General features: G+C 37.5%; 16 protein-coding genes. 1 reads left to right on the top strand and 15 read right to left on the bottom strand.

Annotation, left to right across the window (positions count from 1 at the left end; all coding sequences use genetic code 11):
• Window positions 1–36: 36 nt before the first annotated feature.
• From IQI_RS05130 to IQI_RS05095, 8 genes are all read right to left on the bottom strand, one after another.
• The gene (locus IQI_RS05130; RefSeq protein WP_064090900.1) at window positions 37–1,359 is read right to left on the bottom strand and encodes a dihydrolipoamide acetyltransferase family protein; all 1,323 of its coding nucleotides are present in this window, start codon (window positions 1,357–1,359) and stop codon (window positions 37–39) included.
• 42 nt (window positions 1,360–1,401) lie between these two features.
• On the bottom strand, window positions 1,402–2,385 hold the full coding sequence (locus tag IQI_RS05125) for an alpha-ketoacid dehydrogenase subunit beta (protein WP_064090899.1): 984 nt from the start codon (window positions 2,383–2,385) through the stop codon (window positions 1,402–1,404).
• 13 nt (window positions 2,386–2,398) lie between these two features.
• Complete coding sequence (locus IQI_RS05120; RefSeq protein WP_064090898.1) at window positions 2,399–3,397, bottom strand: thiamine pyrophosphate-dependent dehydrogenase E1 component subunit alpha; 999 nt, start codon at window positions 3,395–3,397, stop codon at window positions 2,399–2,401.
• A 196-nt stretch (window positions 3,398–3,593) separates the two neighbouring features.
• A complete protein-coding gene (gene lpdA, locus IQI_RS05115) occupies window positions 3,594–5,018 on the bottom strand; it encodes a dihydrolipoyl dehydrogenase (protein ID WP_064091600.1) in 1,425 nt (474 codons plus the stop codon).
• A gap of 19 nt (window positions 5,019–5,037) precedes the next feature.
• On the bottom strand, window positions 5,038–6,144 hold the full coding sequence (gene buk, locus IQI_RS05110; RefSeq protein WP_064091599.1) for a butyrate kinase: 1,107 nt from the start codon (window positions 6,142–6,144) through the stop codon (window positions 5,038–5,040).
• 159 nt (window positions 6,145–6,303) lie between these two features.
• Window positions 6,304–7,401, bottom strand: a complete 1,098-nt coding sequence (gene bcd, locus IQI_RS05105; RefSeq protein ID WP_064091598.1) for a branched-chain amino acid dehydrogenase — start codon at window positions 7,399–7,401, stop codon at window positions 6,304–6,306.
• A gap of 33 nt (window positions 7,402–7,434) precedes the next feature.
• Window positions 7,435–8,343 carry a phosphate butyryltransferase gene (gene yqiS / locus IQI_RS05100; RefSeq protein ID WP_064091616.1) on the bottom strand — a complete coding sequence of 303 codons (909 nt, stop codon included), beginning with the start codon at window positions 8,341–8,343 and terminating at the stop codon, window positions 7,435–7,437.
• Window positions 8,344–8,479: 136 nt separating this feature from the next.
• A complete protein-coding gene (locus IQI_RS05095; protein ID WP_064091597.1) occupies window positions 8,480–10,546 on the bottom strand; it encodes a sigma-54 interaction domain-containing protein in 2,067 nt (688 codons plus the stop codon).
• A gap of 132 nt (window positions 10,547–10,678) precedes the next feature.
• Between IQI_RS05095 and IQI_RS05090 the strand changes: the two genes are divergently transcribed.
• Window positions 10,679–10,918: a DUF2627 domain-containing protein gene (locus tag IQI_RS05090; protein ID WP_064091596.1), complete on the top strand. Its 240-nt coding sequence runs from the start codon at window positions 10,679–10,681 to the stop codon at window positions 10,916–10,918.
• Between the two features lie 10 nt (window positions 10,919–10,928).
• Here IQI_RS05090 and IQI_RS05085 read toward each other — a convergent pair whose 3' ends face one another.
• From IQI_RS05085 to ahrC, 7 genes are all read right to left on the bottom strand, one after another.
• Window positions 10,929–11,666, bottom strand: a complete 738-nt coding sequence (locus IQI_RS05085) for a glycerophosphodiester phosphodiesterase (protein ID WP_064091595.1) — start codon at window positions 11,664–11,666, stop codon at window positions 10,929–10,931.
• Entirely contained in the window at window positions 11,663–13,249 is a 1,587-nt protein-coding gene (locus tag IQI_RS05080; protein WP_064091615.1) for a DUF342 domain-containing protein, read from the bottom strand. The genes IQI_RS05085 and IQI_RS05080 overlap by 4 nt, the downstream gene beginning before the upstream one ends.
• Window positions 13,250–13,429: 180 nt before the next feature.
• Window positions 13,430–13,651: a hypothetical protein gene (locus IQI_RS05075; protein WP_064091594.1), complete on the bottom strand. Its 222-nt coding sequence runs from the start codon at window positions 13,649–13,651 to the stop codon at window positions 13,430–13,432.
• Between the two features lie 435 nt (window positions 13,652–14,086).
• Complete coding sequence (gene spo0A, locus IQI_RS05070) at window positions 14,087–14,866, bottom strand: sporulation transcription factor Spo0A (RefSeq protein WP_064091593.1); 780 nt, start codon at window positions 14,864–14,866, stop codon at window positions 14,087–14,089.
• Window positions 14,867–15,158: 292 nt separating this feature from the next.
• Complete coding sequence (spoIVB, locus tag IQI_RS05065) at window positions 15,159–16,442, bottom strand: SpoIVB peptidase (protein WP_064091592.1); 1,284 nt, start codon at window positions 16,440–16,442, stop codon at window positions 15,159–15,161.
• A 125-nt stretch (window positions 16,443–16,567) separates the two neighbouring features.
• Window positions 16,568–18,277 carry a DNA repair protein RecN gene (recN, locus tag IQI_RS05060; RefSeq protein WP_064091591.1) on the bottom strand — a complete coding sequence of 570 codons (1,710 nt, stop codon included), beginning with the start codon at window positions 18,275–18,277 and terminating at the stop codon, window positions 16,568–16,570.
• A gap of 58 nt (window positions 18,278–18,335) precedes the next feature.
• A complete protein-coding gene (ahrC, locus tag IQI_RS05055; protein WP_064091614.1) occupies window positions 18,336–18,785 on the bottom strand; it encodes a transcriptional regulator AhrC/ArgR in 450 nt (149 codons plus the stop codon).
• Between the last annotated feature and the right edge of the window lie 106 nt (window positions 18,786–18,891).

Genomic DNA, 18,891 nt, shown 5'->3' with positions numbered 1-18,891 from the left:
GGACTAACCAGCTGGTTAGTCCTTATCATTAAATTATTAATACACTGAAGTCGTTTCTTTTGATGTGTTTTCTAATATCTCTTTTACTCGTTGAAGGAATCTTCCACAAACTAGTCCGTCTAATACACGATGGTCAAGTGACATACATAGATTTACCATGTCACGAACGGCAATCATTCCATTATTCATCACAACTGGACGTTTAACAATAGACTCCACTTGAAGAATCGCTGCTTGAGGGTAATTGATAATACCCATGGATTGAACTGATCCAAATGATCCAGTGTTGTTTACAGTGAATGTACCCCCCTGCATATCCTGGGAAGTTAGTTTACCACTTCGTACTTTTCCAGCAAGTTCTGTAATTTCACGAGCGATACCCTTAATCGTTTTTTCATCTGCATTTTTAATGACTGGAACATACAAAGCATCGTCTGTTGCAACAGCAATGGAAAGATTAATATCTTTCTTCTGAACGATTTTGTCTCCAGCCCACATAGAGTTAATTTGAGGATATTCCTTCAAAGCTTGAGCTACTGCTTTTACAAAGAAAGCAAAGAATGTCAGATTGAAACCTTCACGCTGTTTGAACTCTGTTTTAAGAGAATTTCTATAATCAACTAGGTTGGTTACATCAATTTCCATCATCGTCCATGCATGAGGAGCTTCGTGCTTACTTCTCACCATGTTAGCAGCAATGGCTTTACGAATTCCTGAAACTGGAATTTCAATGTCTCCCGGTGCAACAGGAACGCTTGGTGCAGCTTGCTTACTTGCTGCAGCAGGTTGTGATGGGACTTGATCCTGAGCAGGCGCTTGAGGTGCTTCTGCTTCCGCTTTTTCTACCGGAGCATCTCCAGCTTTAGGAATATTTCCAGATTCGATAATCTTTTTCAGATCTTTTCTAGTGATACGACCTTCGTTTCCAGTACCTTCAACCTGATTTAGGTCGATATCATGTTCTTGAGATAGCTTTAACACAGCAGGAGAATATCTTGCCTTATTGCCGCTATCCTTGCTTGGTGATTTAGCAGGTTTTTGAGTTGATTCTGGTTGTTTACTTGATTCTTTTTTACTCTCTTCTTTCGGAGCTTCCTCTTGAGGTGCAGAGCCTCCACCTTCAATTTCAATCGAACAAATGATTTCTCCAACTTCTAGAGTATCCCCTTCCTCGGCGATTAACTCTTTTATCGTTCCAGTAAAGGAAGAAGGAACTTCTGCATTTACCTTATCTGTTTGTACTTCTGCAATTGGATCATATTTATTTACAGTATCACCAGGTGACACTAACCATTTACTAATTGTACCTTCTGTAACACTTTCCCCTAGCTGAGGCATTTTCATATTTTCAATACCCAATGAGGACCCCTCCTTACGTTACGATTAATAGTATTCTTATGATTAAAATTCTGCCAGCTCACGCATTGCTTTTTCTACCTTGTCTGGATTAATCATGAAATATTTCTCCATTGTTGGTGCATAAGGCATTGCAGGGATGTCTGGACCAGCAAGACGCTTGATTGGTGCATCCAGGTCAAATAAGCAATGTTCTGCAATAATGGCAGAAACCTCTCCCATGATGCTTCCTTCTTTATTGTCTTCAGTAACAAGAAGAACTTTACCTGTTTTAGAAGCAGCTTCAATGATTGCTTCTTTATCTAAAGGATAAATTGTACGTAAATCTAAGATATGAGCTTCAATTCCATCTTGAGCAAGCTTCTCTGCTGCTTGAAGAGCAAAGTGGACGCACAGTCCATAAGTGATGACAGTAATATCTTCACCTTCACGCTTCACATCTGCTTTTCCTATTGGCAGAGTGTAATCATCTTCAGGAACTTCACCTTTAATTAAACGATAAGCACGTTTATGTTCAAAGAACATTACAGGATCGTCGTCACGAATCGCCGCTTTCAGTAATCCCTTTACATCATAAGGAGTAGAAGGCATGACAATTTTCAATCCAGGTTGATTCGCAAACACAGCTTCTACTGATTGAGAATGATAAAGAGCGCCGTGAACTCCACCACCGTAGGGAGCACGAATTACCATCGGACAGCTCCAATCATTGTTAGAACGATAGCGGATACGAGATGCCTCTGAGATGATTTGGTTAACAGCGGGCATAATGAAATCAGCAAATTGCATTTCAGCAATAGGTCTCATTCCATACATTGCTGCACCAATTCCAACACCTGCAATAGCAGACTCAGCTAGTGGTGTATCGATTACACGGTCTTCACCGAATTGGTCATACAACCCATGTGTCGCTTTAAATACGCCACCCTTTTTACCAACATCTTCCCCAAGGACAAATACTTTTTCGTCACGTTCCATTTCTTCTCTCATAGCCATTGTTACGGCGTCAATATATGAAATTACTGGCATTTTTTATTCCCCCTTACTTCTCTTCTGCATAAACATACTTCATTGCTGATTCTGCTTCAGCATATGGAGCATTTTCTGCATAGTCCGTTGCTTCATTTACTTGCTTCATGATACGATCATTGATTTCTTTTTCAATCTCATCATTCATTACACCTGTTTCTTTCAAGTAAGCCCCAAATGTAATAATTGGATCGTTTGTTTTCGCTTTAGCCACTTCATCTGGAGAGCGATAGCTTCTGTCATCGTCATCAGAGGAGTGAGGAGTTAATCGGTAAGATACTGTTTCGACAAGCGTAGGGCCTTCACCACGACGTCCACGGTCTGCAGCTTCTTTTACAGCTTTGTATACTTCTAATGGGTCATTACCATCAACGGTAACTCCTGGCATACCATAACCAATGGCACGGTCAGATACATTTTCACACGCCAATTGTTTTTCAATTGGAACTGATATAGCGTATTTGTTGTTTTCACACATGAAAATAACAGGAAGTTTATGTACACCTGCAAAGTTAGCGCCTTCATGGAAGTCCCCTTGGTTTGAAGACCCTTCACCAAATGTTACGAAAGTAACTAAATCTTTTTTCTCCATTTTCCCAGCCAGTGCAATCCCAACAGCATGAGGAACTTGAGTTGTAACTGGAGAAGAACCCGTTACGATATTATTTTTCTTTTGACCAAAGTGTCCAGGCATTTGACGACCACCAGAGTTTGGATCTTCCGACTTAGCAAAGCCAGATAGCATTAATTCTTTTGCAGTCATTCCAAACGTTAACACTACACCCATATCTCGATAGTATGGAAGAACATAATCCTTTTCTTTATCCAATGCAAAGGCAGCTCCTATTTGAGCAGCTTCTTGTCCTTGACAAGATATAACGAAAGGAATTTTCCCTGAACGATTTAGTAACCACATACGCTCATCAATCTTTCTTGCAAGTAGCATTGTTTCATACATTTCTAATACTTTCTCATTGGAAAGCCCTAATTCTTCATGACGATTCTCTGCCATATCTCTTACCTCCTATATAACTAGTTATTCATTGAGTTCTTTGTCGGGCTGGATCACTGGTCAGCTCCGTTTTATATTTGTATAGCTACGGCGCCAGAGACTCGAGGTCACTTCCTAAACCTACCATATGGCAAAGTACGCCTTTTGGGAGTTCTAGGAAGTGCTTGTCGCCTCTGAACCAGCCGCCTTCGCTTTTCTAGGAATGGATAGCTTTTCCGTCTACTGCTAATGCTGCTTCTCCGATTGCTTCTGACAGAGATGGATGCGGATGAATTGTATGTGCAATTTCCCATGGTGTAGCATCTAATACTCGAGCTAGCCCTGCTTCAGAAATCATGTCAGTCACATGTGGACCAATCATATGCACTCCTAAAATATCGTCCGTATCCTTGTCAGCGATAATCTTAACGAAACCATCTGACTCTCCATAAACAAGTGCTTTACCAATTGCTCTAAAACTGAATTTACCAATTTTAAGGTTGTAGCCCTTATCCTTTGCTTCCTGCTCAGTGATCCCTACGCTTGCGATTTCAGGATTACTATAAATACATTTTGAGATCAGTGAATAATCAATTGGGTGAGGGTTTTCATTTGCCATATGCTCCACTGCTGTAATTCCCTCGTGAGAAGCAACATGGGCTAATTGTAAACCACCAATAACATCACCAATAGCATAAATGTGAGACTCTTTTGTTTGGAAATATTCATTCACTTCAATAAAGCCTTTTTCTACTTTAATATCCGTGTTTTCTAAGCCCATTCCTTCTACATTTGCCTGCCTACCAACAGAAACAAGGATTTTCTCGCCCTTAAAGGACTTTTCTTCGCCTTTGTGTTCAGCTTTAATCGTTACAGTACCGTCCCCTTTTTCTAAGGTTGCAGGAAGAACTTTCGCTCCAGTAACAATTTTCACACCTTTTTTCTTCATTAATCGTTGCATTTCTTTTGAGATTTCATGGTCTTCCGTTGGAACAATCTTATCAGCATACTCTACAACGGTTACTTCAACATCGAAATCAGATAGCATGGAAGCCCACTCGATTCCAATAACTCCTCCACCAATAATAATAATTGATTTTGGAAGTTCCTCAAGAGAAAGCGCTTCATCTGAAGATAAAACAAATTCACCATCAATATCTAAGCCTGGAAGTGAACGTGGTCTTGAGCCTGTTGCCACAATGACATTTTTAGGGATTAACATTTCGTTTTCATCCCCATTGTTCATTTCAACAGAAATGGTTCCTGGCATAGGAGAGAAAATAGAAGGTCCAAGTATACGGCCCATCCCTTCAAAAACATCAATCTTCCCTTGCTTCATTAAATGCTGTACTCCTTTATGAAGCTGATCAACGATACCATCTTTGCGAGATTGAACCTTTGTAAAGTCTAATTCAACACCGTTGATTTTCACACCAAAGTCATCGCTATGTTTTGCCGTTGCATACACTTCAGCGCTACGTAAAAGAGCTTTACTAGGAATACACCCTTTATGTAAGCATGTTCCACCTAATTTACCTTTTTCTACGATAGCTGTTTTTAATCCAAGTTGAGAGGCACGTATTGCGGCTACATAACCGCCTGTACCTCCACCTAGAATGACTAAATCATATTCTTGTGCCAATGCTGCATCCTCCTCGCTCTTATACTGTTGCTCTTTTCTTTACACTTCCTGGATAAACTTTATAATCTTCTTCATTCTTCAATACTCTTAAAGCCCCTTCTGCAAGAGCTTGTAATTCATTTTCTCCTGGATGAACCACAACATCAGCCACCCAATTAATGCGATCACTAATGGATTTAACAAAGTCTTTCCCGTAAGCAAGTCCACCTGTTAAGACTATAGCGTCTACTTTCCCGTTTAAAACAGCGCTGGCAGCTCCAATTTCCTTAGCGATTTGATAAGCCATTGCATCATACACCTTCTTGGCTTTCTCGTCACCGCCTTCAATCATTTTCTCTACCTTCACCGCATCACTTGTACCGAGGTATCCGACTAGTCCACCTTGGCCTACCAGCTTTTTCATGATTTCATCACGATAGTAATCACCAGAGTAGCACAAGTCCACTAAGTCCCCTGCTGGTACTGTACCTGCTCTCTCAGGACTAAAAGGTCCGTCCCCATGTAAACCATTGTTTACATCAATGACTTTTCCATTTTGATGAACGCCTACAGTAATACCTCCACCCATATGAGTAATGATCAGGTTAAGGTCTTCATATTTCTTTCCAAATTCTTTTGCTACCCTTCTGGCAACCGCCTTTTGATTTAAGGCATGAAAAATACTTTTTCTTTCTATTAATGAAAAACCAGATATTCGTGCCAATTCCTGAAGTTCATCTACCACAACAGGATCCACAATATAGGAAGGAATGTTTAGACCAGAGGCAATTTCAAAGGCTAAAATGCCCCCTAAATTTGAAGCATGCTGTCCTGAAAAGCCCTCTTTTAAATCTTTGAGCATCTCTTCATTTACTAGATAGGTTCCACCTTCAATCGGTCTTAGCAACCCACCTCGACCACATACTGCACTTAGCTTTGAAATGTTAATTCCTTCTTCGTCCAGCGTTTGAAGAATCGTATTTTTTCTAAACTCATATTGGTCAATAATATTTGGAAATTGGTTGATATTCTCTGTGTCATGACGTATTGTTTTTTCAAATACGGAACGATCATCATCAAATACACCAATCTTGGTTGATGTAGATCCTGGATTTATTACTAATATTCGATGTTTATTTTCTTGCACTGTTGTTACCTCCATTTGGGTAGCTGTATTGTATTGTTTGCACCTTGAATTTATCCCCCGATGATAGATAACCCCTTTTTATGTTCTGTACCCATATGTTCTCATTTATAGGGAAGAAACGCTTCACCTCTTTAAGAAGTAAAGCGTTCTTTCCATTTATTAACCACGACGGCTTAAGATGTGTTGTCCGTTTTGTAGGAATTGACTTCTTGAGCGACGCATTTTTTCGATTCTTTCCTCCGCCATACGATCAGCTGCCACATACGTTGGAACTTTATCGCGCTTAGCAATTTCGATTACACGCTCTACATTATTGTAAACTTGCTCTACTTTTTTCATCGCTCTTTCACTGTTATAACCATATAATTCATCTGCAACGTTAATAACTCCACCTGCATTGATGACATAATCAGGTGCATAAACGATACCCATTTCATGAATAGCATCACCATGACGAGTTTCTTTTAATTGGTTATTGGCTGCACCAGCAATTACTTTAGCCTTTAGTTGTGGGATTGTTTCATCGTTAATGATTGCTCCAAGTGCACACGGGGCAAAAATATCACAATCCACACTGTAAATTTCATTAATATCGACTGCTTTTGCTCCGAATTCATCAACAGCGCGTTGAACGGCTTCTTTATTGATATCCGTTACAATAAGCTTTGCTCCTTCTTCATGAAGGTGGCGACACATATTGTATGCAACATTCCCTATTCCCTGAACAGCAATCGTTTTGCCCTCTAATGAATCAGTACCAAAAGCTTCTTTAGCAGCAGCTTTGATTCCACGGTATACACCATAAGCTGTTACTGGAGATGGGTTACCGGAAGAACCAAATGCAGGTGAGATACCTGTTACATAATCTGTTTCTTCATGAATTAAATCCATATCTGCAACCGTTGTACCTACATCTTCAGCAGTGATATAACGGCCATTTAAACCTTGAATATAACGACCGAATGCACGGAACATTTCTTCGTTCTTATCTTTACGAGGATCTCCAATAATAACCGTTTTTCCTCCACCAAGATTTAGTCCAGCTGCAGCATTCTTGTAAGTCATACCACGAGCTAATCTTAATGCATCTTCAATTGCAGCATCCTCAGACTCATATGTCCACATGCGAGTTCCGCCAAGTGCCGGTCCAAGAGTTGTATCATGAATGGCAATGATTGCTTTTAGTCCTGATTCTTCATCTTGACAAAATACTAATTGCTCATAGTCGTATTGTTCCATATAGCTAAAAATTTTCATTCTAAATTCCCCCATTATCAAATTGGTTTAATATTATTTATTAGTAGCAGAACATATAGCAAGAGCCAGAGAATATAACTTACTCTCTGCGCTATCCGCTCTGGATGTTAATACAATTGGCGCTTTTGCTCCTGCAATGATCGCTCCAACCTTTGCTTTGGCAAAATAGATTAGGGATTTGTATAAAGCATTTCCCGTTTCTATATTTGGTACCAGTAAAATATCTGCTTGTCCAGCAACATCATTTTGAATCCCTTTATGCTCTGCAGCATGCAAAGAAACAGCGTTGTCTAAAGCGAGCGGTCCATTTACAACACACTCTTTTATCTGTCCTCTTTGATTCATTAATGTTAATGAAGCTGCATCTACGGTAGCCTGCATAGCAGGGTTTATCACTTCAACGGCAGCCAGTGGTGCCACTTTAGGTAAATGTACTCCGATGGCATTCGCAACGGACACAGCATTTTCTATGATTTGCGCTTTTTGTTGTAGATCAGGAGCAATATTCATAGCTGCATCCGTGATAAACGTCAGTTTGTCATATCCTGAAATCTCAAACGCAGCCACATGGGATAAAACATTCTCAGTACGTAAACCCCACTCTTTATTTAATACAGCTTTCAAAATCACAGCGGTGGGAACATTTCCTTTCATTAAAGCTCCCGCTTCGTTTTCTTTCACAGCTTTTACAGCGAGTTCTGCTGCTTTCTGAGGTGAAAACGCGTGTTTAATCTTAATATCATGACTGGATTTCAGCTGGGGTGCAACCTCATCTATCACGCTTTCTATCTTTTCTTTATCACCAAATAATAAGAATTCCGCCATCTTTTTTTCCACAGCCATCGAGACTGCACCAATGACCTCTTTATCCTCTGCAGCTGCTACAGCTACAATGGAATTTTCTTTTTGGGTTGCTTGTTCTACCAAAGATTGTAGATTCATGTTTGTCGTTTCAACCCCTTTTCGCTCATTTTTTGTACCCATTTAACAATCATGCAAGAACCGTGCCAACTTTAAAATGTTGAAAACGCTTTAATATACTATTTTTATACCTGCAATTTTCTTCATGGTGTGCAATTTATTTCACGCTATTTTTTTCAAGGTTATATTTGTCAATTTTATAATAGAGGTTTCTGACAGATACATTTAATTCTTTGGCAGTGGCAGTTTTATTACCCTTATTCTGCTCTAAAACTTGAGTAATTATATTTTTCTCAAATTGTTCGAGCTGTGTAGCTAAATCCCCTTTTCTATCAAAAGTTGAAGATAGCTGCGGTTGATTTACCTTTGAGACACTTTCTAATGGAGGTAGATGGTTACTATCAATATTAATTTCATTATATTTCATGAAGATTATCGCTCTACCTAAAACATTTTCTAACTCTCTTACATTTCCAGGCCAATGATAATTCATTAATTTCATCATTGCATCCTTTGTTACTCCCTCTACGTTCCTACCGTAATCTTGATTAATCTTCGTGATCAATTGTTCGGTAATAAGAGGAATATCCGATTTTCGATTTCTCAGGGGAGGGATTTGAATAGGCATTCGATTGAGTCGATAATATAAATCTTCTCTAAATGAACCATCTGCTATTCCTTTTTCCAAGTTTACATTTGTAGCTGCAATCACCCTTACATTTATTTGGATGGATTTCGTACCGCCGACACGAACAATCTCATTTTCTTGTAGTACCCTCAATAATTTAGCTTGAGTGTTTGCACTCAATTCTCCAATTTCATCTAAAAAGATACTCCCGTTATTCGCTTCCTCAAATAACCCTCTTTTACCACCGCGTTTCGCTCCAGAAAAAGCACCTTCTTCGTACCCAAACAATTCGCTTTCCAATAAACTTTCGGACAAAGCTGCACAATTAACGCGAAGGAATTTGTTAAATTTGCGGTTACTCGCATTATGTATCGCATGTGCGAATAATTCTTTACCTGTGCCGGATTCTCCTCTTAATAAAACCGTCGCAGGTGTTTTCGCCCCTAATTTCGCTTGTTCTACAGCTAGGTTCATTTCTTCAGAATCCCCAATGATGTCTTCAAACATATATTTTGCTTCGAGAGTGCGAATAATTCTCCTAGCTCGATCTAATTCTTGAGTAAGAGATTGAATTTCAGACATATCATGAATGACACCTACACTACCCTTTAATTTACCGTTCACAATGATTGGGGCAACGTTCACAATGACTTCTTTTCTTTTTGGACCAACCCTCATTTTCGTACCACGAATCGCTCTTCTCGTTTGAAGAACTTTCAAATGTATACTTTCCCCTTCAGAAATATCTGCAGTGGCCGGCTTTCCGATGACTTCTTCCTGAGATAACCCTGTGATTCTAGTATAAGCGGGATTAATTAATATCCCTTTTCCTTCTTCATCCACTACGGAGATGGCATCATCACTTGAATGAATAATCGCTTCTAGCATGGTTTGAATTTCTTTAAGGTTCGTAATTTCTTCAGCTAGGTTCACAACCTCTGTAATATCTTTAAATACAGAGAAAGCCCCAATAATTTCATCCGTTTCCGTAATCATCGGAATGCGATTAGAAATGATCTTTAAACCATTATGTAATAATACCTCTTGATTAATTTCGGTTCTTCTTGTTTCTAATGTAGTGGTTAACTTACTTTCTGGAACAACCTCAGAGATATGCACCCCAAGAGCATGTTCCTGCTCCTTACCAATCATTCTTTCTGCACTTTTGTTAAAGAGCATCACATTACCTTTATCATCTATACCTACCATTCCATCGTCTGTGGAATTAAATATCAAGTCCCTTTTAAAGGATTCACTTGTTAATTGATGTATTAAATCTTCTTTTTCTTCAAGAAGCTTTGATATAAGGAAAGCAACACTACCTGGAATAATAACTGTACTTTTTCCTCTTTTTTCTCTTACTTCTTCAAACACTCGTTGATCGCCTGTCACATCAATAACGATGTCGACGGATTCGTTTAAAAGTGGTTTCCAATCGTCTCCATAAGGTATGCCTAATTCCATAGCCATTTTTATTCCCGGTGCGTTATTGTTTAAATCAACAACACCTATTACTTTCATAAGGGAAACTTCATGAAGAATTCTTAAAATGGCTGTACCACCTTTTCCACCACCAATAATAAGTACCTCTTGCAATTTTTTTCACCCCAACTGTCTCAACCTGCAATTTATTTCACACTTTTAATCTTACACTAAGAGAAGCTGCTTGACAATTTTCTAGATGGAGGTAGACTTTTAGTATGAAAATAAAAAGGAGCAATGTGTAAAATGGTTCGAATTATTGCTTTAATTATTATGTTGATCCCTGGTGCATTAGCAGCACTTGGAATCAAGTTAATGAGAGATATGTTATTTGGAATATTACAGCCACCTATACCTTATTTATGGTTACAATTCTTTGTTGGACTACTATTTTTCGTATGTGGGTTAGGTTTTATCGCAGGTTTTGTCCTGCATAGGGATCGAAAGAGAAACAAAGTTCAAAAGAGGTTCGATAAAAAAAGCTAGCTTCAATAAGCTAGCTTTTCTTTATGTCATTTCGAACTCTAATGGCCTTTTCAGGATAATCGGTTACGAATGCCGTACACCCAATTGTGAAGAGCCTTTTCATTTGTTTTTCATTATTAATGGTATAAGGTCTTACTGCCATTCCATTTCTCATAGCTTCTACGATAATCTCGTCTCGAGCCACCTTAATATTAGGATGGATACCTTTCGCTCTAATGGATTGGGCATATATCCATGGCATATATAAACTTGAAGAATAAAGGGGGGCAATTTCAATAGTTGGTTTTATCCGGTAGCATGCCACGAGAGAATAATGATTGAATGATGAAATAATCACACGGTCTTCGAATTCATATTTTTCGATTAAATCAATCACTTTCTCCTCAAGTCCTTCATAATCCATAATGCTGTTCTTAAGTTCAATATTACAAATCAGTTCATTTCCTTTAAGCCACTGGAACACCTCGACTAATGAAGGAATTCTATTTTTCTTAAGAAATTTCTTTTTAAATTTATAGTTGGCTTCAAGCTTTTTTATTTCTTTAAGAGTATAATCTTTAACAAACCCTTTACCATTTGTAGTCCGATCCACACTTTCGTCGTGTATAACGACCACTTCACCATCTTTTGTTAACTGCACATCTAACTCTATTCCATCAGCTCCGACTCTTTCAGCCTCATAAAAAGCCTCCATCGTATTTTCAGGGTGAGTTCCTGCCGATCCTCTATGAGCCAAAATGAACGTCATGAATCCACTTCCTTTTCGTAATGAATATCATTTTCCAACATGTAAAAAGTACCACGTGTTTGGGTTTTGAACCTTTTCTTACAACCAAAAAATTCAATGGTTGAATTAGGGTAAATATTTTTCAAAACAGTAACTTCCCCATTTCCTTTCACTTTAAGGAGCGTAGCCAAAGATTTCCTTTCTTGTTCTACATGCATTATTTCTTTTAATACAGTAACTAACTGCTGATAAAGATCATCATACTTCTTTTTCCCTTCTCCATTTAGCTTATGATATTTATCACTTAAGGATGAAGTAGCTTTTTGTAGCTTTTCCTTTGATTTTAACAACTGTTTATATTTGAGTAAAATATGCTTATATTCCTTTTCAATTTCTTCTCTTTCTATCCCTTCTAATACAAGTTCCGTCTTCTTTTCAGCTTTATTTCCAACCGTTCCTGTTACAATACTCCCTTTCGCTTTTACGTATCCTCCAACTATCCTTCCCTTACTTTCATCTGTCTTTATATGATTAGCATGAAGAGTGCAGCCTTTTGAATAAAAGCCGATAAATATAAGTTCTTTCGCCTTTAATGAACATTCATTGGCATGTTTGACGTATATATCTCTTCCAGCTTCAATGAGGGTTTTGTTATTTCCATAAACCCCTCCTTTAATAAAAATATCTCCTGTGGTGGATATGACACTTTTACAACTACTAACACCTAATAGCCCTAAAATTGAAATATCTTTTGTAGCCCGTACACTATATCCAGGCTGAATGGTTCCTCTAATGGTGACACTTCCATCGAAATCAATGTTACCCGTTTCAACTCCAACATCCTCCTCTATGAACAGGTGTTCTCCAACTGATATTTTCCCTGCTGTAAACTCTACAATTCCATCCCTTCTGGCACGTAAAACGGTTTTATTATTTTCTTCCGTTTCCATAACTGAATTCATATCGTATAGCAAAGGTTTATCAGAACCAGCTTTGAAGGGAATGATTTTCCCTAAGAGGGTGACCCCGTTTTTACCCTTTGAAATATATTCCTTCTCCCCTAACCAATCTCCTGTTTTCACATCAGTGAAAAAATTCATATCAAAGTAATCAGCTTTTCCTTCTTCGGTTATAGACGGTTTCCGTTCAGCCTTTTCAATGAATGAAATACGGGCATCCTCCCCATTTACTTGGTCCTCCCCCCTAGCAACGACTAAAGGAATTCCAGGTCGGATCAGTTCCATATTCTCTTGAATTATAAACTGTTTTTTCACTCCCATTAACTGTAAACGCTTCTTTACTTCTTCATAGTAATGGTTTTTGTTATTTAAAAATTGTTCCTCAGTTATATGTAAAATAACATCCGCTTCCATTTCATCTGCTGTAATGGAGCATTCGATCTCAGGTTTCAGATACCCTATCTTCGTATCCTCGGAATCTGCATTTTGCAAGGCATCCCTTAATGTGATCACATCCGAAATACTCACTCTGGGATATTTTTTGATAAGCGAATTAAATTGTAGAATATTAAATCCTTTTTTATTTACATTTATATAAAGGACGGCATTTTTTTCTGTAAGGGAAAAATAGTCATTTTTCATCATCGCCTTATAGGTTCCTTTCAAAATAACGATTGTTTTCATATAAGTATAATTGATTAACCCTAACTTTTTAAGTTACAGATTCCTCACTTTTTAAAACAAAAGATCCTGAGAGCTGTGGTATCTCTCAGGATCTTTTCTTTCTATAAGGAGGTTTTTTTAGAGGTTTGCTTTAGGAAAAAGTTAGAACCAGCATCTGCGACGACGTCTATCACGGTTATCATCTCGAGCTCCAGCTACAAGATCATCGGCAATACATCTGCGTACAGCTCTGCAAAAGTCTTCCCCTTCAATAAATGCTTTCACAGGAACTCTAAAATTTCTGTCAGAAGCTCCTGCTACATCATCACGTCTGTTACGGCGGTCAAACGCACCTGCTACATTATTTCTTCTACCACAACCCATTTTTCTTCACCTCCGATATGTTATTGTAGTACATTCTTATCTTATTCACTTAAAGACAAGCTGTAAGGGCTAACTACTATATATTGTAAAAAAGGCTTTTGCTTAATTTTACTTTTTTCAGAAGTCCTAGATTGAAGCTTTAAGCTTCGTCTTCAAAACTAGACAAACCTTTGTTACCAAACCACTCATTATGTAAGCATCAGTAATCCTTCAACACTTAAAAAGTATGTCTTCTTACAAGCTCGTATCAGACCGATGCACTTGGAAAAATGCTGTTTTCTAAAAAAGCTGATTGCTTTTATAAAAACAACAAAAGTTTCCGAAAAGGTCCAAATGATAAAAACCCCATAACCTATATGGTTATGGGGTTTTTGAGAACAATATACTTTGTGTAAAAAGTTATTAATAGCAAAATTCCACTTATTCCTTACTCTCTCATGAAGCTTTATGCTCTAAACGAAGCTTGTCGGCTACCATGGCAATGAATTCACTATTTGTCGGCTTTGCTTTAGACATGCTAACCGTATAACCAAATAGACTTGAGATACTGTCGATATTCCCACGACTCCAGGCAACTTCGATAGCATGGCGGATTGCACGTTCTACACGTGACGCTGTGGTATTATATTTCTTTGCAATATCAGGATATAAAACCTTGGTAATCGAACCAAGTAATTCAATGTCGTTATAGACCATAGAAATGGCTTCTCTTAAATATAAATAACCTTTAATGTGAGCAGGTACACCAATTTCATGAATAATGCTTGTTATACTCGCATCTAAATTTCTTGGTTTATGATCTGAATTCATTCTGGATGAGGAAGATTTCTTAATAATTGGATTTGATTTACCACTAACTTGTCTTATATGGCTAACCAGGTTTTCCATATCAAATGGTTTTAAAATAAAGTAGGAAGCCCCTAGATCCACTGCCTTTTTCGTCACATCCTCCTGTCCGAAAGCTGTCAGCATAATAACATTTGGAATGCTCTTCTTTTCACGTAGACGCTCTAAAACAGCTAAGCCATCTAAATGCGGCATAATAATATCTAACACCAAGACATCTGGATCAACTTCCTCCAATAACTCTAAACAATCTTGACCATTATGTGCAATACCTACCACTTCCATATCATTTTGCGAAGCAATGTATTCCTCCAATAATGAGGTTAGCTCACGGTTATCATCAACAACACATACTTTAATCGATTTCACTACAGGTTTCCTCCTCAATCCAAATTAATTCAAGTCTCTAATTTTTATTCTAAATAACATTTTCGACAATGCAACCCAAAATCCTTTTATTTTTGAAAAAAATCTAAAAAATAATATCTTTTCTCTTATTTTCTAATGATTACTCTAAATTTCGACCACATTCGATAAATATATGTACTTTTGTCGAATAATCTTTATTTTATCAATCCTTGAGATACATTAGCAAATTTTATTAAAAGAAATTAAAAAAACCCTTAAAGTACCTTCATTCGGCACTAAGGGTCATATTAGATCAACTAGCTCTATTATGCTCTTTTTTATAAATATCGATACCTGCTTCACTTAGCATCCATTCAATATGAACTCCATATCCACTTGTAGGATCATTTACAAACACATGAGTAACTGCACCAATGATTTTGCCATTTTGAATGATTGGACTTCCACTCATTCCTTGCACAATACCTCCTGTTTTCTCCAGGAGTTTTTGATCTGTTACTTTAAGGACCATTCCTTTTGTTGCAGGGAATTTTTGAGGTATGGTACTCACAATTTCAATATCATATTTCTCAACTTTTTTCCCATCGACGACTGTGAGAATTTGAGCAGGACCCTCTTTCACTTGATGAGACAAGGAAATGGACATTGGCTTATCAAAAAGGTCATTTTCGATGGATTGATTCAGTTCCCCAAAAATTCCAAAAGGACTATTCCGAGTAATGTTTCCAATGACATTTCGATCCGAGGAAAAACGAGCTAATTTTTCACCTGGTTTTCCATCACTACCTTTTTCGATGGAAGTGACCTCAGAATTAACAATTTCTCCATCCTCTACAACGATTGGCTTTTTAGTGTCCATGTCTGATATAACATGTCCTAAAGCCCCATATTTTTTTGATTTTGGATCAAAAAATGTCATTGTTCCGATACCAGCAGCTGAATCTCTAATATACAAACCCAGTTTGTAAGTGTTTTTTCCTTTTTCCATTAAAGGAAGGAGGGAAGTTTCGATTGTATTTTGTTCACGTTTCACGATAACATCTAAGCTTTCCCCTTCTTCTCCCGCTTTTTGAACAAAAGGAGCAACATCAGCTAGCTCTTCTACTTTCTTTCCGTTAATTTCAGTTATCATGTCTCCCACTTGAATTCCAGCCTTTTCTCCTGGAGAAACCTTTCCTTTTTCAGTATCCACTAAATGATGTCCGACTACTAATACCCCAACTGTATTTAACTTTACTCCAATGGACTGACCGCCTGGTATGACCTTAAAGTCTTTAAGAACTTCTACATCAACTTTCTTAATGGGTAAACCAGCTAATTCAAATACAACTTCATCTTTCCCAACAGACTTCCCTTGAATAGATAGCTGACCTTCTTGCTTTTTCATTTGAACAGTATTTAACGAATTCATGGCGGAAACGGATGTTGCCTTAGGGAGAGCAACTTCGTCCCCTTCCATTACCCTTATTGAATTCGGTGTGTTGATAAATTGTTGAACTGGTTTATAAAAACCGATGAGACATAGCGAAACAAGGAGAATTCCACCTATATATTTCCTTAAAGTATCTAAATTCAATACATTCACTCTCCTCGCTTCTAATCCAATCACATTAACTATTGGCTACAGTCTTAATTTTGCCTTTAAGAGACACATTTATAACTGGTAATCATCAAAAAAAGCTACCCTAATTGGATAGCTTTTCAAGAATCTTTAATTGAACCTGCTAATTGTAACAGTTCTTTGGCATGCTCTAACGTTAAATCAGTAATTTCAACACCAGAAATCATTCGGGATATTTCTTTTATCTTGTCCTTTTCTTCTAAACGCTTGACCATTGAACTCGTTCTTCCTTTAGAAAGCTTTTTAGATATAAATAAGTGACTATCAGCCATTGCTGCAACTTGAGGCAAGTGAGAAATACACATAACCTGCGAGTGAATGGCAATTTGATATATTTTTTCTGCAATTGCTTGAGCGACTCTTCCACTAACTCCAGTGTCTACTTCATCAAAAATCATTGAAGTAATTCCTTGGTGTTTTGAAAAGATCGTTTTTAGAGCTAACATAATACGTGAAAGCTCTCCACCTGATGCTACTTTAGATAAAGGCTTTAAAGGTTCCCCAGGGTTCGTGGAGATAAAGAATTCAACCGTGTCCCAACCATCCTTTTTATAATGTGAAAAGGAAAACGATTCTTTGTCTTTATTTTTAATAAAACGGACTTCAAAAGTTGTTTTATCCATATAAAGTTGCTTCAGTTGTTCATGAATACTTGATGTTAATTTCTTTGCCCATTTCATTCTCGATTCAGAAAGAGATTTAGCTTCTAAAGATAAATCTTTCTCAAGGGAAGTTAAACTATGCTTCAAGTTCTCAAGGTGAGAGTCTTTATTCATAATCGTTTCAATCTCTTCTTCAATTTTTGAGCTATAGGCAAGAATGTCTTCTACGGAAGTTCCGTATTTCCTTTTCAAACCGTTGATTTCATTTAATCTTGCTTCAATTAAATCTAGTCGGTTCGGTTCAAACTCCAATTGGTCAAGCTCTGCTCTCACTTGATGTGCAGCGTCTTCAAGCATATAGAACGCATTAGAAACAGATTCCAACGTTTTAGCATACTGTGAATCAATATCAGCAGCCGTTTCCAAATGACTCATAGCTAAACCTGTCCAATCTATTCCCTTACGTTCTCCCTGAATACTGTCGTAAGAATTCTGCAATGATTCAAATAACTTTTCAAAATTCATCAACTTCCGTTTTTCTTCCTGCAACTCTTCATCTTCGTTCATCTGAAGGTTTGCATCTTGAATTTCCTTGAGTTGAAATTGAATTAAGTCTAGTCGATGTGCCATTTCTTGTTCATTCTCATTTAACCTGTTAAATTGTTTTAATACGCTTTGATATTGTTTGTAAACTTCACCATAACTAGTTAAATTAGAGGCAATTTCCTTGCCACCAAATTGATCTAAGAGGGACAAATGTAGACTTTCATTCATAAGCTCTTGGTGTTCATGTTGACCATGAATGTCAATTAAAGAAGCACCAATTTCTCTCATGATTGCAATCGTTACTAACTTCCCATTAATTCTACAAACACTTTTACCCGCACTAGATATATCACGTCTAAGAACAATCATTCCTTCTTCTATATCTATTCCAAAGCTATCTGCTTTTTCATAGCAGGGATGAGTATCATTATCCAGAATAAATAACCCTTCAATTTCCGCCTTCTTTTCTCCATGACGAACATATTCAGAGGATCCTCTTCCACCAACTAACAGATGAATGGCATCAATAATAATTGATTTTCCCGCTCCAGTCTCTCCGGAAAGAACAGTCAGACCTTCCTCTAAAGAAAGAGTTAACGATTCAATAATGGCAAAATTTTTAATTGACAATTCTTGTAGCAAAAAACATTCACCTCAATCAACAATCAATAAAGCACTTTTCATGTTTTGATTCTATCTTTTACAACATATTTAAAAAACGCTCTGATACTACTTTTGTTTCTTCTTCGCTGCGACAAATAATTAAGCAAGTGTCATCTCCGCAGATAGTTCCCAGTATTTCTTCCCAGTCCAGGTTATCAATTAATGCACCGATAGCATTTGCGTTTCCTGGAAGAGTTTTCATCACTAACATATGACCAGCAGCATCCACTTTTACAAATGCATCTGTTAGGGTTCTCTTTAATTTTTGAAGTGGGTTAAATCGTTGATCCGCCGGTAAACTATATTTATACCTTCCATCCATTAAAGGAACCTTCACTAAATGGAGTTCTTTAATATCTCGAGATACTGTTGCTTGAGTAACATTAAAACCGGCATTTTTTAAACTTTCGACTAAATCATCTTGAGTTTCAACGTCTCTATTCGTAATGATTTCTCTAATTTTAATATGTCTTTGTCCTTTGTTCATCATAGAACATACACCTCTTACATTTAATTAAACCTGTATAATTATACCTCTACGCTTATGTTAGCCTATTTTGTAATGAAGTACAATAAAAAAGAAAAGCGGAGCC

The sequence above is a fragment of the Rossellomorea aquimaris TF-12 genome (genome assembly GCF_001648555.1).
GTDB lineage: Bacteria > Bacillota > Bacilli > Bacillales > Bacillaceae_B > Rossellomorea > Rossellomorea aquimaris.
The sequence above is the reverse complement of the archived record's forward strand: the minus strand, read 5'-3'. Positions and strand labels throughout refer to the sequence as shown.

Excerpts from the sequence above, each read along its gene's own strand:
- IQI_RS05125 (WP_064090899.1), bottom strand. The coding sequence starts at position 2,385 with ATGCCAGTAATTTCATATATTGACGCCGTAACAATGGCTATGAGAGAA.
- IQI_RS05120 (WP_064090898.1), bottom strand. The coding sequence starts at position 3,397 with ATGGCAGAGAATCGTCATGAAGAATTAGGGCTTTCCAATGAGAAAGTA.
- bcd (WP_064091598.1), bottom strand. The coding sequence starts at position 7,401 with ATGAAAATTTTTAGCTATATGGAACAATACGACTATGAGCAATTAGTA.
- yqiS (WP_064091616.1), bottom strand. The coding sequence starts at position 8,343 with ATGAATCTACAATCTTTGGTAGAACAAGCAACCCAAAAAGAAAATTCC.
- IQI_RS05090 (WP_064091596.1), top strand. The coding sequence starts at position 10,679 with ATGGTTCGAATTATTGCTTTAATTATTATGTTGATCCCTGGTGCATTA.
- IQI_RS05085 (WP_064091595.1), bottom strand. The coding sequence starts at position 11,666 with ATGACGTTCATTTTGGCTCATAGAGGATCGGCAGGAACTCACCCTGAA.
- IQI_RS05080 (WP_064091615.1), bottom strand. The coding sequence starts at position 13,249 with ATGATGAAAAATGACTATTTTTCCCTTACAGAAAAAAATGCCGTCCTT.
- IQI_RS05075 (WP_064091594.1), bottom strand. The coding sequence starts at position 13,651 with ATGGGTTGTGGTAGAAGAAATAATGTAGCAGGTGCGTTTGACCGCCGT.
- ahrC (WP_064091614.1), bottom strand. The coding sequence starts at position 18,785 with ATGAACAAAGGACAAAGACATATTAAAATTAGAGAAATCATTACGAAT.